Consider the following 14,724-nt stretch of genomic DNA (forward strand, 5'->3'; position numbering starts at 1 on the left):
TTATTTAAGCATCTTTAGTTTTATGCTTTTTGGTATTCCTTCGTCTTGTATTTAATAAAAAGGACCTTAAGTAAAGCTACAAATAGGAAAATTCCAAATAAAATAATTGGTAATAAAATGGTTTTAGGAAGTTTATTTACTTCAATATTTGGAAAAATAGCCGCATCATAAATGACCTTAGTTTGTTCTAGTTTTTGAAGATTTAATTTTCCTAAATCTCTTATTAATATTTTTTTACCAGTTATCAAATCATTTAAATCAGCATACATCTCTATATTCATATCAGAGCTGTTTACAGATGGAGAACTTATTTTTTGTAAAATCCTATTCACTTCAGTAACAGAAGAATCTATCTCTGCAATTTCTTTTTCTATGTTTTTCTGTTCAACTTTCTGACGTTCTATGTAATATTTTTCCTGATTGATGTTGGTAATAAAATCATTTACGATTTTACGATCCAAATCTTTGCCTTTTGTAGTTAATGTAATTAAATGATATTTATATAATTTCTCAACATTTGAACCTTCTTCATAATTTTTTAATTCAATATTGTTTTCACTCAAATATTTGGCAATTTCCAAATTATTATTGCCATCATTTATGAATTGGTATATATCAACAACCGGCTTGATCTCTACAGTAGAAATTGGACCTTCTTCAAATTTCTTGTTTTCAATCTCACTATACAAATAATTTAAACTACCAAAATTAGGAATTACGATTATCTCTTGCTTATAGGTTTTTTCCATGATTTTATCTAAAAAGTAACCTGAAATAGCTCCAAGAATAATTAAAATAGAAATTATGATGATGTTTCTTGTTAAAAATCTAAAAAATTTATAAATCGAATATCCTAAATGGTCAATAAAATGGATAGACTTTTTAGTTAAATATGATAAATCTATTTCTTGAGAATCTGAGTTTTGGTGAGAATTTGTAGTCATCTTAATTAATATTACAAGTTGGGCAAATATAACAGAATTATCATTATCAAAAAAAAGAGGGAATTCCTTTGATAGCCTAATCCCCCAGCACACTCCACATCGGCCTTCTAGCCGGTGTCGGATATTCAGATGTAGGAATTGGGTTGATTTGGGTGGTGAAGCCGTTTTCTTTGGCGATTTTTTGTGCAAATTCAAACCAAGACATTTGGTCAGGGCCTGAAAAATGATGGATGCCGTAGTTATGATTTTCCGATACAATCAAGTCATATAGGTATTGCGCCAAATCACGTGCATCTGTCGGTTTTCCGATTTGATCGGCTACGATGTTGAGTTCATCTTTTTCCGCCATCAATCGGAGCATGGTTGTATAAAAATTTTTGCCATAAGGCGAATACACCCAAGAAGTCCTGATGACAAAAGTTCTGGGGTTTAATTCTAGTGCCCATCGTTCTCCTTCCAATTTTGATTTGCCATAAACGTTAATCGGATTCGGTTTATCTTCTGGTAAATAAGGTTCTCGGCTTTTTCCGTCAAAGACATAATCGGTCGAAATATGGAAAAGTGTAGCACCTTGTTCGGCACATTCTTCTGCCAAGTATTTCACCGCATCAGCATTGGCTTTAAAAGCCAATTCGGCTTCATTTTCTGCCAAATCCACAGCCGTATAAGCTGCACAATTCACACAAAAATCGATTTGATTGGAAAAGAAAAAAGTTTCGACCAATTCTTTTCTGGAAACATCCAATTGGCTTCGATCCAAAAATAGAAATTGATAGTTAGAGGTAGGATTTTCTGTTACAACATCCTGAAGACATTTTGCCAATTGACCATTGGCACCCGTTACCAAAACCTTTTTCATAGAGATACAGGCGTTAGTTCACGAAATGATTTGGCATGTCGGTCTTTTTCCGAAAGAAGCATATCCGAACTCGGAATTTGCCAATCGATTTGTAAATCCATGTCCAAAGGATTTACACCATCTTCTGAGGCTTTGTTATAAAAAGCATCACATTTATAATAAACGACCGCTTCATCGCTTAAAACGGAGAAGCCATGTAGGAATCCGGTTGGGATGAAGAGTTGTTTTTTATTTTCATCGCTGAGTTCAACCGCAATGGATTGACCATAAGTAGGTGAATCTTTTCTGACGTCCACCGCTATGTCCAAAATCTTTCCGGAAAGGACACGGACGAGTTTGGCTTGTGCAAATTCTCCTCTTTGCAAATGAAGACCACGCACGACACCATATTTGGATTTGGACTCGTTGTCTTGTACAAATTGGATGTCGATTCCGGTGTTTTCTTGAAACTTTTTTAAGTGGTAACTTTCGTAGAAATATCCACGTTCATCAGCAAAAAGTTGAGGTTCTATCTCAAAACAGCCTTTTAATATGGTTTCTTTAAACTTCATTTTTTGATTTAAAGTTCGAATTTAAAAAGAAAAAGCCGTTTTGTAGATACAAAAACGGCTTTTTAAGTTTGAATTAAAATGAATTTATTTAATTCCTAAATCTTTTTTCACATCTGCAGTGATATCGGTTCCGTTTGAATAAAGCAAGATGGATTTTTCCATTACATATTTTAAACCTTTTGCAGCAGCAACTTTGTTAATAGAAGCTTTTACTTTGTCTTCAATTGGTTTTAATAATGTGTTTTCTTTTTCGCCCAATTCTTTTGCAGCAGCTTGCTGATAAGTAACCAATGCTTGTTGCTTAGTCATGTAATCTTTTTGTTTGGCTTCCAATTCTGTCATCATTCCTTGAATCTCAGCTTGAGATTTTCCTTCTGTTTTAGACTGAACTTCAGTTTCGATTGCTAGAAGCGCATCTTGCTGTTTTTTGATTTCAGCTTGGTGCTTTTGTACCAAAGCATCTAACTGCGCATCAGCAGAAGTTTTTTCAGGGAAAGAGGAAAGTACTTCTTCTACGTTTACTACGCCGAAATCCTGTGCAGAAACTGCAAAGCTTCCCAATAATATAAAGCTAAATGCTACAAATAATTTCAAATTTTTCATTTCAGTTATTATTAATTTTAAGTGTTTATTTTTTTAAATTGTTTGAATTGCTTTTTGAACTTCCAGATCGGGAAGTGCTTTTTCCAGACGAATTTGATTTTTTAGTCGAATTACTTGTCCTACCGTTTGAACTATTTGAACTGTTTCCTTTGCTTGGCTTTTCAACTGCATTTGGGTTCAATAATAATAGTACTTCGCGGCTGATGTCAAATTTTGGGTCTGTATATACCATGATCAAATCACTTCCTTTGTCAAAAATGAAACCATAGTTTCTTTTTTTTGCAACTTCATCAACAGCAACATAGATTTGATCCTGAATCGGTTTTACGAGTGATTTTCTCAATTTGATCAAATCGCCATCTTGACCATATCTTTTTTCTTGAATTTGTTTGATCTCACGAAATTCACGGTCTATTTCTTCTTGTTCTTTTCTGATTTGATCTTCTGTCAAAAGGACTTTTTCATTCAAGAAATCAGCTTGTCTTTTGTTGGCATTGTTCTGACGATTTTGAATTTCTTTGTTCCATTGTTCAGTTTGCGTTTTCAGCATTTGTTGTGCATCATTATAAGATGGAAGATTTTCCAAAATATAATCCGTGTCCACATATCCAAATCGTTGCGCCGACAAAGAAACTGTTGCTCCAAAAATTAAAATTGTCAATAATAAATTTTTCATCGTGTTGTCGTTTTATCGAAAATTATGCCATAACAGATTTGGCAAAAATACGTTTTTTAAAATTGTTGTCCAATAATAAAGTGGGTTTGCCATCCTGACGGTTCGTTGGAGTACATGGTGTTATCAAATCCATATCCAAAGTCAAATCCTAACATCCCAAATGCTGACATGAATATACGGACACCTACTCCCGCAGACCTTTTTAACTCAAATGGTTTGAAATCTTTGGTGTCTAACCAAGTGTTTCCGGCCTCAGCAAATCCGAGTGCAAAGATTTTGGCTTGTTGACCCATCGTGATCGGATAACGCAATTCCAAAGTAAATTTGTCATAAACACTACCACCACCGGTCGGTGTGATGTCGTCTGCGGTTCCTCCGGACTGAGTCGAATCATCGTATCCACGCAATGGCACGATTTCACGACCATCAAATCGGTTCCCCATCAAACCTGTTCCACCTAAATAAAATCTCTCAAATGGAATGGTTCCGACTTCACTGTTGTAACTTCCTAAATACCCAAATTCACCTCCGATTTTTAAGACCATTTTACCGGCCAATTCTTTGTACCAATAAGCGCGTGCTTTAACTTTGTAATATTCCAACCACTCAAATTTTTCTACATCTTCCAAAGTCGAATAATCTTTCCCATTCAATAAAGAATAAGGAGGTGTTACGGTCAAGGAAACACTCATGTCCGATCCGTTTTGTGGGAAAATCGGATCTGGTCCGGAAGAATTTCGGGTCAAACCTATAGTGTAATTAAAGTTATTGGAAGATCCGTTTTCATATTGCAAATCACCTACGGTCAATGCATAATTGTCAAAATTATAACGTTGATAAGAAAGAGAATGTGAAAGTCTGAACCAGTCGTCCGGCCAGGTCAATAATTTGCTTAAACCTACCGTCGCACCGATGATATTCAGCGCTGCTTCTTGACCATAAACATCACGATAATTGTATCGAGAATAATAAACTGAGGTAGAAAGTGCAGTAGGTCTTTTTCCTCCGATCCATGGTTCTGTAAAGGAAACACTAAAGTTTTGGTAACCACGTCCGGCTTGTGCTCTTAGAGACAAGGACTGTCCATCTCCCATAGGAACTGGCTTCCAAGCGTCTTTATTGAAGAGATTTCGTACCGAGAAATTCCCAAATGTTAATCCGAGTGTACCCAAAAAGGTTCCGGCTCCATAACCTCCTTGTAGTTCTACTTGACTGGAACTTTTATGTACCAACTCCCAATTTAAGTTAACAGAATTGGTTTCTGGGTCTGGCTGGATATCAGGATTGATTTGAGTTGGCTCAAAATAGCCTAAAGCTGCCAATTCATATAAAGTCCTTTTGATTTCGGTTTTGGAAAATAAATCACCCGGTTTTGTTCTTAATTCTCTTGCGATAACATGGTCATAAGTCACATCGTTTCCGCTAAATGTAACACGGTTATAAGAAGCAGGTTCACCTTCTATGATTTTGATTTCCAAATCGATGGTGTCATTTTTTACGTTTTTCTCTATCGGAATCATTTGTGAGAACAAATATCCGCGGTCCATGTACATCGTAGAAATATCATCATCTTTTTCAGATCCACTGATTTTTTTCTGAATCCCAACCGCATCATATCGATCTCCTTTTTGGTAAGCAAATTTTCTTTCCAAAATCTCCGTTGGGAAAACGGAATTTCCGGTAAAAGTTACATCACCCAAATAGTAAGGCTTTCCTTCTTCCACTTCTATTTTGATGGCGATATTATTGGGGTCAACTTTAATCACGGTATCAGAGATGATTTTGGCATCACGGAATCCGATGGATTTGTATTCCTCGATGACATTTTTTAAATCTTCGCGGTATTTGGTAGGATTGAATTTCGAACTTTTGAAGAAATTGATGGATTTTTTCTTGGTACCTTTCATCGCTTTTCTTCTCAATTGACCATCACGAAGCTCATTGTTTCCTTCAAAATCGATGCTTTTGATTCTAACTCTTTCGCCTTTGTCTACATTGATTTCCAAATCAATTTTGGAGGCATCTTCTTCTTTTTTCTTTTCGATAAAATCTACTTTGGCCTCAGGATATCCTTTTTCCAGATAATGACCTTTGATGGAATTCCTGATTTGATTTTTCAAATTACTGGTGATTTTCACACCCGGATCCAACTTATGTTCTTTGGTAAAATCTTCTCTTTTTCCTTTTTTGATGCCGTTAAATTTGGCTTCGACCAACTCAGGAAGCCCTACTAAATGTAAACGTAGATAGATTTTATCACTTTCGGTTTTGGAAACGTATAGATCCACATCAGAAAAAAGATTGGATTTCCATAGTTTCTTTAAGGCATTGTTGATTTTTGTCCCTGGAATCTCCAGTTTCTCACCCAAACGCAAACCTGTAAAACGCATGATTTGGTTTTTGGTGAATTTACTTTCTCCACTGATCTCTAAATCGGCTAACATATATGTCTGCGGATTGGTATATCCGGCCTGTGAAATATCCTGACTGGGCACGGTAGGAAGTACCGGCATGGTTTCAGTTAATATAGAATCTTTTTCTACTGTCAAGGAATCTTCCTGGGCATACAATATTCCACTCAAACTCAAAAGGATGATTGCATATAAGTTCCTCATAATCACTTCTTTTCGCATAATTCTATTACTCTGTTTTGATCTGTTCGCCAGTTTTACCAAATCGCCTTTCTCTTTTAGAAAAATTGGAAATGGCATCTAAGAAATGCTCTTTTCGGAAGTCGGGCCATAAAACGTCCGTAAAATACAATTCAGCATAAGCAATTTGCCACAAAAGGAAATTACTGATTCTGAATTCTCCGCTGGTGCGGATGAGCAAGTCTACTTGGGGTATGTTGTAGGTATATAAATTTTCTTCAAAAATACTGAAGTTGATGTCATTTGGGCTGAGTTCACCATCTTGAACTTTTTGTGCAATTTTTTGGGTTGCACGTAAAATTTCCGCTTGGGAACCATAATTTAAAGCAATGTTTAAAGTTGCTTTTTTATTGTCCTTGGTTAGATCTATTGCTTTTTGCAATGGTTTTTTTACATAGTCAGGCAAAGGTTCGGTTTCGCCAATGACCATCAATCTGATTCCTTTTTCATGCAATTCTTGGATTTCAGATGCAATGGTTTTGGAAAGCAATTTCATCAAAAAAGCAACTTCCAGTTTGGGACGGTTCCAGTTTTCAGTTGAAAAAGCAAATAAAGTCAAATAGGGAATGCCTAAATCTCCACAGCTTTCGATCGCCGAACGCACCGATTTGATCGCATTTTGATGACCAAAAGTTCTTTCCAACCCTTGATTTTTCGCCCAACGTCCGTTTCCATCCATAATGATGGCGACATGTTGAGGTAAGTTATGGAGATCAATAGTATCTGTAATGGTTTGATTCATGTAGAGGATTAATCACAATAACATGGAGGGCGTCCAAATGTGTAGGTTAGTGTAAGTCCGGTAAAGACATACCAGTCAGTATTGGACATGTTTCCAACTTGTCGGGATTTGATGATATTTGAATTTAAATCAGTCACTTCCTGTTCATTTAGTCCTGGTTCTGAATTAAATGTAAAATCTTCAGTACTTGCAAAACTATGATCGAGATTGTCCGTTGAAGTATAGCGGAATCCTACTTCTGCAGATACGACAAATTGACGGTATTTGTATTTGTAACCTGCTCCAAAAGGAAAGGTAAATTTCGTTTCTTTTTCTGTTCTGGTAGAGATATCAGTTGCCAAAGTTGGTGGGTCTAAAATCACACCGTTTTCATCTCTGGCAAATGTGTTTTCTACTGTGTAAAGTGCTTTGTCATAAAGAAATGCACCTACTCCTGCAAAAATATAGGGCGAATGTTTCTTTCCATGCTCATCGTTGATGTCAAAGAAATTGTATTCAAACACTAGTGAACCCTCGATTATATTGTTTTTGTAGGCGTAATCTCGCTGTTTTTTATATTGTTCCGGAGCGCTGGCATCTGCCCCAACTACGCGGCTGTAGATTCCATTAAAGCGCACACCCATATAAGGGTTGAAATTAAAACGGTATAACGCTCCTACTGCAAAAGGAATTCTGTCGGCTAAAGATTCTGAACCATATGAAACCGGCATGGGATTGATATAATTGGATTTACCAATGTCTCCGATCACATTTGCTCCTCCTGCAAATATTCCGATTTCATGTCTCTGTGCAATTGACAAAGAAAAAAATAGCCCGAGTGTTAAAATAAGTAGATTCTTCATATTTTAATTAAGAATAGATGTGCAAAAATTGAACGGAAAAATAACAAATTTGTTGCACATTTTTTCTAATAAGCGACAAATATAATCAAATATGCTCGGCAGCTATATGCTTTAACAAAAATTATGAAAAAATTCTAATTTTAATTTCTTCTGTCTGAGCCCCAAAACATCTTTTCCCGCAATGTCATCAAATAGGTTTTGTCGTTAGGCTCCACAATTTTTATTTTAAATTTCGCTTTTTTTAACTGTAATTTCACATCTGTAGACAATGGCTTGTTCCGCGCATCTAGCGATAAGAAATATTCGCCAACTCGACTGTGAATTTTTAAATCTAAAATCGAATGGTCTGAAATCATGTACGGCCGAACATTCAGGTTGTGCGGTGCTATTGCTGTGATGATAAACGTATTGTTCTCCGGATGAACGATTGGGCCACCACAACTTAAGGAATATCCGGTTGAGCCCGTCGGAGTTGAAATGATCAAACCATCTGCCCAATAAGAATTTAGAAATTCCCCATTGACATAAGCGTCTACCGTGATCATACTGGTCGTTTCTCTTCGCGTGACCGTAATTTCATTTAATGCAAATGGAAATTCGATTTCAGTATCTTCAGAATGGACTTCTATCAGCGAACGACTGCTGATTTTGTAATTGCCTGAAAATATGTTTTCTAGGCTTTCCAATAAAAATTCCAAATTGATCGTGGCCAAAAATCCCAACCTCCCGGTATTTACACCTACCACCGGAATGTTTTTGTCTTGTATAATGGTCGCAGCACTTAAGATGGTTCCGTCACCGCCAAATGTGAAAAACAATTCGACAGATTTTTGTAAATCTTCATAAGAGGAAAATGTCTCTGAATCCAAATGGATGGAAAGTTCTTCTTTCAGTATTTTTTGGAATTCTTTTTCGACAGTATAACTGATGTTTCTACGGTGAAGTTCAGCGAAAAATGCTGAAAATGAGTTTTTCTGCTCTACCGAAGCCTTCAAGCCATAAATCGCTACTTTCATCAATTGAAATTAAATATCTAAATATTTCATCAACATATCAAATCGGTCTTTCATCAAATCCTCTTTTTCATCATTGAAGAACTTATATAAAACCGAATAATTAAATCGTTCAAAAGTTTCACTTACCGAAACCAAATTATCAGAAATCAATTTGATCGCAATTTGGATTTTATCTTCCTGATAGCCAGTGATGAAAAGTCCTATGATTCTTGCGTTATTGCTTTCCGCAATTTTTGCTATTTCGCTGATGGAAAATTGTTTCTGCGAAACCTCTACGATCATAATTGCGCCGGGTTCAAAAATAAAAGGCAATGTTGACAATCCTGAGATCACATCTTCCATCATCAAAAGACCCAAATATTGAAGTTCTGTGTTCAATACCACCAAAACATTGGCAGTATGATTGTGAAAGTTTTGAACTGCATCTAGTAAAGAACCGGTTTCTGTCATATAAAAGAATTCGGCGAAATCTTTTAATTCGGAAAGTTTTATTTCAACTTCAGAATCTTCCAGAGTCTCTCTTGAAAGCATGCCCACAAAACCCAATCCTTCGAAAACCGGAACATGCGTTAACCCAAATTCTCTCATCAATTCCAAACCATGCCCAACGGTTTGGTTGAGTTTGGGTGGAATAAAGTCTTTACTGATGTAGTCTGTTACGATCATCTTTTACAAAGATAGGAATTAAGAGAATAGTAAAAAGGAATTAGTGATTAACTGAAAATTTATTTCCATTGACTTAAAAAAATACCCTCTCCATCGGAGAGGGTTAGGGTTATTTTTTCTTCAATTCCACTGTAAAATGTCTCAAAATCGGAGATTCCCATACGATTTCATATCCGGAAGTGATATCATTTCTTCTATCGTAAATATTTTTCAGCGCAACAGCGATGTAATCCATGTGGTTGTACGAATAGGTTTTTCTCGGAATCGCCAATCGAAGAAGTTCCAATTTAGGAAAACGATCCAATCGGGTTTCAGGATCTCGGTCAGCCAATAAAGTTCCGATTTCTACACCCCGTACACCGGCTTCTTTGTACAATTCGATTCCCAAAGTTTGGGCTGTATATTGTTCGCGAGGTACATTGGGTAAAAAACTCAAAGCATCCACAAAAACTGCATGACCACCTATGGGCTTCTGAACCGGAATGCCAAATTCGATCAATTTATTGCCCAAATATTCCACTTGACTGATACGCGCTTTTAGATAAGGATGTTCCGTAGATTCCATCAATCCTTGCGCCAGCGCTCCCAAATCGCGTCCCGCCAATCCGCCATAAGTCAAATAACCTTCGTAAATGATCCCGAAATTTCCACAAGTTCTGTAAAGACTTTCATCACGCAGACAAAGCAATCCTCCGATATTTACCAATCCGTCTTTTTTTGCAGACATCGTAAATCCTTCTCCATAAGAAAACATTTCCTTCACGATTTCTTTGATGGTTTTGTTTTGATAGCCGGCTTCTCTTTCTTTAATGAAATAAGCGTTTTCTGCAAAACGCGCCGCATCGAAATAAACCGGAATTCCGTATTGATCTGACAAAGCCTTCACCGCTTTGATGTTTTCCATAGAAACCGGTTGCCCGCCAGAAGTATTACAAGTAACGGTGACCAAACAGAAAGGAATATGCTCTTTCGGATGCGATTTATAAACCTCTTCCAATTTATTCAAATCGATATTTCCTTTAAATGGATGCAAATCATGGATGTCAAAAGCTTCGTCGATCGTACAATCCACCGCATGTGCTTTTCTGAATTCAATATGCCCTTTGGTCGTGTCAAAATGAGAATTTCCCGGAACAACCATTCCTTCTTTCACCAAAACACTGAACAAAACATTTTCCGCCGCACGTCCTTGATGCGTTGGTAAAACATGGGGCAATCCCAATATTTCATTCACCACTTTTTTAAGTTTCAAAAAGGACTGTGAACCGGCATAACTTTCGTCTCCTACCATCATTTCAGCCCATTGTCTATCGGACATTGCGCCCGTTCCACTATCGGTAAGTAGATCTACAAAAACTTTATCACTCGTCAGGTTAAACAAATTATAACCGGCTTCTTCGATCCATTTCTCACGTTCTTCGCGCGTTGAAATGTAAATATCTTCAGTCATTTTGATTTTATAGGGTTCTACCCAAGGTAATTCCATATGGTTTGTTTTTTTGTGTGCGGTTAAAATTAGGGATTCTTTGTTGAATGTTTCAGGTTTGGAGTTTAAAGTTTTTTAGGTCCAGCCACAAATTCCTTCAAATAAAAAGGTTCAAAGTAAGCTACGTCTTCAAATGTTTTTTGGGCGAATTTATTTTCGGCTATTCGAATCATATTTTTTGCAGAAGGATGAATGCCTTCGATGAAGGAAGCATTCGGTAAATTCAAAATTTCTTTGCTCTTTTCAACGCCATCACCTATGAAAACAATTTTTTTATCAGCCCATTCTCGAAAAGAACTTTCATCTAGGATTTTGGCTTCGATTTGAGAAATTTGATTTCCACTTCCATCAAATTTAGCCGTATAAACTTCCATACGCCGCGCATCGATCATCGGGATGATTAAATCAAAACCTTTGTCAATTTGACTTTGTGCCAGAATTTCCAACGAATTTAATGAAAGCAAAGGAATGTTCAGTCCAAAACAAAATCCCTTTGCCGCCGAAACGCCTATTCGCAATCCGGTATAACTTCCAGGTCCTCTGGATACACAAACCGCATCTATTTCGTTTAATGAAATTTCTGCACCTTCCAGAGCCCAATTCACAAACTGGTGCAACTTTTCAGCATGTCCGTAGTTGTTGTCATATTCCTCACAAAGGCAAAGCAATTCGCTGTTTCGGGAAATGGATACCGAACAGTTTTTGGTGGAAGTTTCCAAATGAAGGATTGTCATTTGTTTTGAATTTATTGCAAAGTTAATCGAAATAAACGGCTTATTACAAACCTTCCGTCAATGGAATTCCGGCATAGAAATCAAGCACTTTCATGCGGAAAATGAAATTGTATTTGGCTTGAGCCATTTGAGATTGCGCTACCACCAAATTATTTCTGGCGATGTTCAGATCATAAATATTCAACACGCCGGCATCAAAGCTTCGCTGCGCAAAATCAGCCGAAATTTCAGATGATCTTACGCTTTCTTTGGCGGTTTCAAAAGCGATGGAAGAAGCATTGGCATTGAAATATGCTTCTTGTACATTTTCTCTGATGGTTTGTTTTTGTTGTTCCAAATTATTTTGCGCAAGTGATTCACTGATTTGGGCTTTTTGAACGTTGAGTTTGTTGTTGAATTTTTCAAAAATCGGAATGTTGACTTGAACCCCAAAAACGTTTGTCAGGTTATCGTGCCATTGGCTGAGCCAAGCATCTGCCACCAAACCTTTGTTAAAATAATCGGCATAACTGGTCCCGAAATTATAAGATCCTGTGATCGTTGGTAAAAATCCGGTTTTGGCAATTTCGATGTCTTTTCCGGCGGTTTCCAAATCTACTTCTGCTTTTTTAACAGCCGGTTGCTCTGCGTACGCCGTAGCCAAAACTTGGTTCAAATCATAAAGCCCCATCTTTATATCATCAGAAATGTTGACGGTTTCGATGTCAAATTCTCGGTAATCAGGCAATTGCAATAAAACGGAAAGGTTAAATAAAGCGCGATCGACTTCGATTTTTGCATCGGCAACAGTTTTTTTATCCTGGGCGACATTGGCTTCCGCTTGAACCAAATCAGCTCGGGCGATGCGTCCGTTGTCAAATAATTTCTGTGAGCGATCCAATTGTTGTTCTGTAACAGCTAAATTTCCTTCAGCAATCATCAATAATTCTCTGTTCAAAACGATGTTGAGGTAATAATTGATGACCAAAAGTGAAATATCATTGATAGCAGTTTCGGTTTGGAACTGATAGGAATCCACGACCAAATTGGCTTTTTCTTTGTTTAAATTTAAAAGTCCACCGTTGTAAATCGTGATTTGCGAATTAATACCGAGACTATTGGTATATTGTTGATAACCTTTGTCGATGCTGGGATGATTGGTTCCCAGCGTCAAAGAGTTGTCAAAATAACCGTTTGCTGTAGGAAGCCATTGGTTGTTGGCGTATTGCAAATCATTTTCAGAAATTTCTTCATTGATCCGATTTTGGATAATCGTCAAATTATTTTCTGTAGCATGATTCACACAAGCTTCTAAACTCCATTTTTCTTGCGCAGAAAGGCTGATAAAGCAAATAAAAATTGGGACAAAAAGGATTTTCTTCATAATTCGATCAACTGAACAATTGGTATAAAACTAATCTAAATTGTTACAAAATTGACAAAGATTTCATTGGGTTAATCTTATTTTCTAATTCTTCAATTATATTCGTATTAAATTTAAAACTGATATGAACGACAAAATGGTGGCTGGAAGTGAAGAATGGGTTTCTCTTCCCGGATTGGGGCTTCCGACTATAAAAGTACGTGTAGACAGCGGTGCCAAAACTTCGGCTTTGCATGCGGTCAACATCCAACCATTTCAAAGAAATGGCGAAAGTTGGGTGTCCTTTGATGTTTATCCTTTACAATTTGACGGAAAACGAGTGGTGCATTGTGAAGCACCTGTTGTGGATAAACGCATCATCAAAAGTTCGACCGGGAACAGAGAGTCTCGGTACGTCGTCAAAACGATTTTGAGAGTAGGAGAGGAGAGTTGGGAGATTGAGGTTTCGCTTACGGACAGAGATTCTATGGGATATAGGATGCTTTTGGGAAGAGAAGCCATGATGGGAAAAATGATGGTCGACCCTGAGAGTAGTTTTTTGTTTGGGCAATTGGCCAAAGAAGATGCAGAAAAGTTTTATACAAAAGGAGATGAGAATGTCCAAGGGTTAAGAATCGGTTTGCTGGCCAGTAACCCTGAATTGTACAGCAACCAACGCATCATCGAAGCTGGTGAGCAATTGGGGCATCATATTGAGTTTTTTAACATCAGCCAATGTTATATAAAATTGGACGCCAAAACGCCTGAGGTTCATTATCGCGGAGGTCGTATTTTAAATGATTTTCATGCGGTGATTCCAAGAATCAGACCGAGCATGACCTATTATGGATGTGCGTTGACACGGCAATTTGAGTCTTTGGGTGTTTATGCTTTGAATAATTCTTCGGCCATTACGCATTCGCGTGACAAATTGTATTCTTTACAATTATTGTTGAACAATGGATTGGACATACCGATTACGGGTTTTGCCAATTCCCCTTTGGACACCAATGATTTGATCAAAATGGTCGGCGGTTCGCCTTTGATCGTGAAACTTTTGGAAGGAACACAAGGAAAAGGAGTCGTTCTCGCTGAAACCAAAAAAGCAGCAGAATCGGTTATCAACGCTTTTAAAAGTCTGAATGCCAATATTTTGGTTCAAGAATTCATCAAGGAAGCAAACGGGAAAGATTTGCGATGTTTCGTGATCAACGGTAAAGTAGTGGCCGCGATGCAAAGAGAAGCGCCTCCGGGGGAATTTCGTGCCAACATTCATTTGGGTGGAACGGGATCTGTGGTGAAAATCACAAAAGAAGAAAAAAGATTGGCGATTCAAGCAGCAAAAGCCATGGGACTGGATGTGGCGGGTGTAGACATGATCCGTTCAGCAAAAGGACCATTGTTGTTGGAAGTGAATTCTTCTCCGGGACTGGAAGGAATAGAAGGAGCGACCGGAAAGGATATAGCCGTCGACATGATCAAAGCCATCGAGAATAATGTAGCCAAACGTTATGTGAAGAAAAATAGAGTAAGGTAGAAATCCGCCTGATCAGCTGCATAAAAAAAGGAGCTTAAAAAAGCTCCTTTTGTACCCCAAACCGAACCAATGTCG

General features: G+C 37.4%; 14 protein-coding genes. 1 reads left to right on the forward strand and 13 read right to left on the reverse strand.

Going from position 1 to position 14,724, the window contains the following annotated elements:
* Positions 1–20: 20 nt before the first annotated feature.
* The 13 genes from HU137_RS05400 to HU137_RS05460 form a co-directional block, all read right to left on the reverse strand.
* Complete coding sequence (locus tag HU137_RS05400) at positions 21–944, reverse strand: hypothetical protein (protein ID WP_182042769.1); 924 nt, start codon at positions 942–944, stop codon at positions 21–23.
* Between the two features lie 76 nt (positions 945–1,020).
* Complete coding sequence (gene rfbD, locus HU137_RS05405; RefSeq protein ID WP_182042770.1) at positions 1,021–1,803, reverse strand: dTDP-4-dehydrorhamnose reductase; 783 nt, start codon at positions 1,801–1,803, stop codon at positions 1,021–1,023.
* On the reverse strand, positions 1,800–2,354 hold the full coding sequence (rfbC, locus tag HU137_RS05410) for a dTDP-4-dehydrorhamnose 3,5-epimerase (RefSeq protein WP_182042771.1): 555 nt from the start codon (positions 2,352–2,354) through the stop codon (positions 1,800–1,802). The genes rfbD and rfbC overlap by 4 nt, the downstream gene beginning before the upstream one ends.
* 84 nt (positions 2,355–2,438) lie before the next feature.
* A complete protein-coding gene (locus tag HU137_RS05415) occupies positions 2,439–2,957 on the reverse strand; it encodes an OmpH family outer membrane protein (RefSeq protein WP_182042772.1) in 519 nt (172 codons plus the stop codon).
* A 25-nt stretch (positions 2,958–2,982) separates the two neighbouring features.
* Positions 2,983–3,633, reverse strand: a complete 651-nt coding sequence (locus HU137_RS05420; protein WP_182042773.1) for an OmpH family outer membrane protein — start codon at positions 3,631–3,633, stop codon at positions 2,983–2,985.
* Between the two features lie 56 nt (positions 3,634–3,689).
* Positions 3,690–6,248 carry an outer membrane protein assembly factor BamA gene (gene bamA, locus HU137_RS05425; protein WP_246361481.1) on the reverse strand — a complete coding sequence of 853 codons (2,559 nt, stop codon included), beginning with the start codon at positions 6,246–6,248 and terminating at the stop codon, positions 3,690–3,692.
* 25 nt (positions 6,249–6,273) lie between these two features.
* A complete protein-coding gene (locus tag HU137_RS05430; protein WP_182042774.1) occupies positions 6,274–7,026 on the reverse strand; it encodes an isoprenyl transferase in 753 nt (250 codons plus the stop codon).
* Positions 7,027–7,034: 8 nt separating this feature from the next.
* Positions 7,035–7,868, reverse strand: a complete 834-nt coding sequence (gene porG / locus HU137_RS05435; RefSeq protein ID WP_182042775.1) for a type IX secretion system protein PorG — start codon at positions 7,866–7,868, stop codon at positions 7,035–7,037.
* Between the two features lie 140 nt (positions 7,869–8,008).
* Positions 8,009–8,884 carry an NAD kinase gene (locus HU137_RS05440; RefSeq protein WP_182042776.1) on the reverse strand — a complete coding sequence of 292 codons (876 nt, stop codon included), beginning with the start codon at positions 8,882–8,884 and terminating at the stop codon, positions 8,009–8,011.
* 9 nt (positions 8,885–8,893) lie between these two features.
* Positions 8,894–9,550 carry a CBS domain-containing protein gene (locus tag HU137_RS05445; protein ID WP_182042777.1) on the reverse strand — a complete coding sequence of 219 codons (657 nt, stop codon included), beginning with the start codon at positions 9,548–9,550 and terminating at the stop codon, positions 8,894–8,896.
* Between the two features lie 109 nt (positions 9,551–9,659).
* On the reverse strand, positions 9,660–11,036 hold the full coding sequence (locus HU137_RS05450; protein ID WP_182042778.1) for a tryptophanase: 1,377 nt from the start codon (positions 11,034–11,036) through the stop codon (positions 9,660–9,662).
* 65 nt (positions 11,037–11,101) lie between these two features.
* Positions 11,102–11,770, reverse strand: a complete 669-nt coding sequence (gene tsaB / locus HU137_RS05455; protein WP_182042779.1) for a tRNA (adenosine(37)-N6)-threonylcarbamoyltransferase complex dimerization subunit type 1 TsaB — start codon at positions 11,768–11,770, stop codon at positions 11,102–11,104.
* A gap of 43 nt (positions 11,771–11,813) precedes the next feature.
* On the reverse strand, positions 11,814–13,133 hold the full coding sequence (locus HU137_RS05460; RefSeq protein ID WP_182042780.1) for a TolC family protein: 1,320 nt from the start codon (positions 13,131–13,133) through the stop codon (positions 11,814–11,816).
* 124 nt (positions 13,134–13,257) lie between these two features.
* Between HU137_RS05460 and rimK the strand changes: the two genes are divergently transcribed.
* The gene (gene rimK / locus HU137_RS05465) at positions 13,258–14,649 is read left to right on the forward strand and encodes a 30S ribosomal protein S6--L-glutamate ligase (RefSeq protein ID WP_182042781.1); all 1,392 of its coding nucleotides are present in this window, start codon (positions 13,258–13,260) and stop codon (positions 14,647–14,649) included.
* Positions 14,650–14,724: the final 75 nt, after the last annotated feature.

Source organism: Moheibacter lacus, assembly GCF_014042165.1.
GTDB classification, from domain to species: Bacteria; Bacteroidota; Bacteroidia; order Flavobacteriales; family Weeksellaceae; genus Moheibacter; species Moheibacter lacus.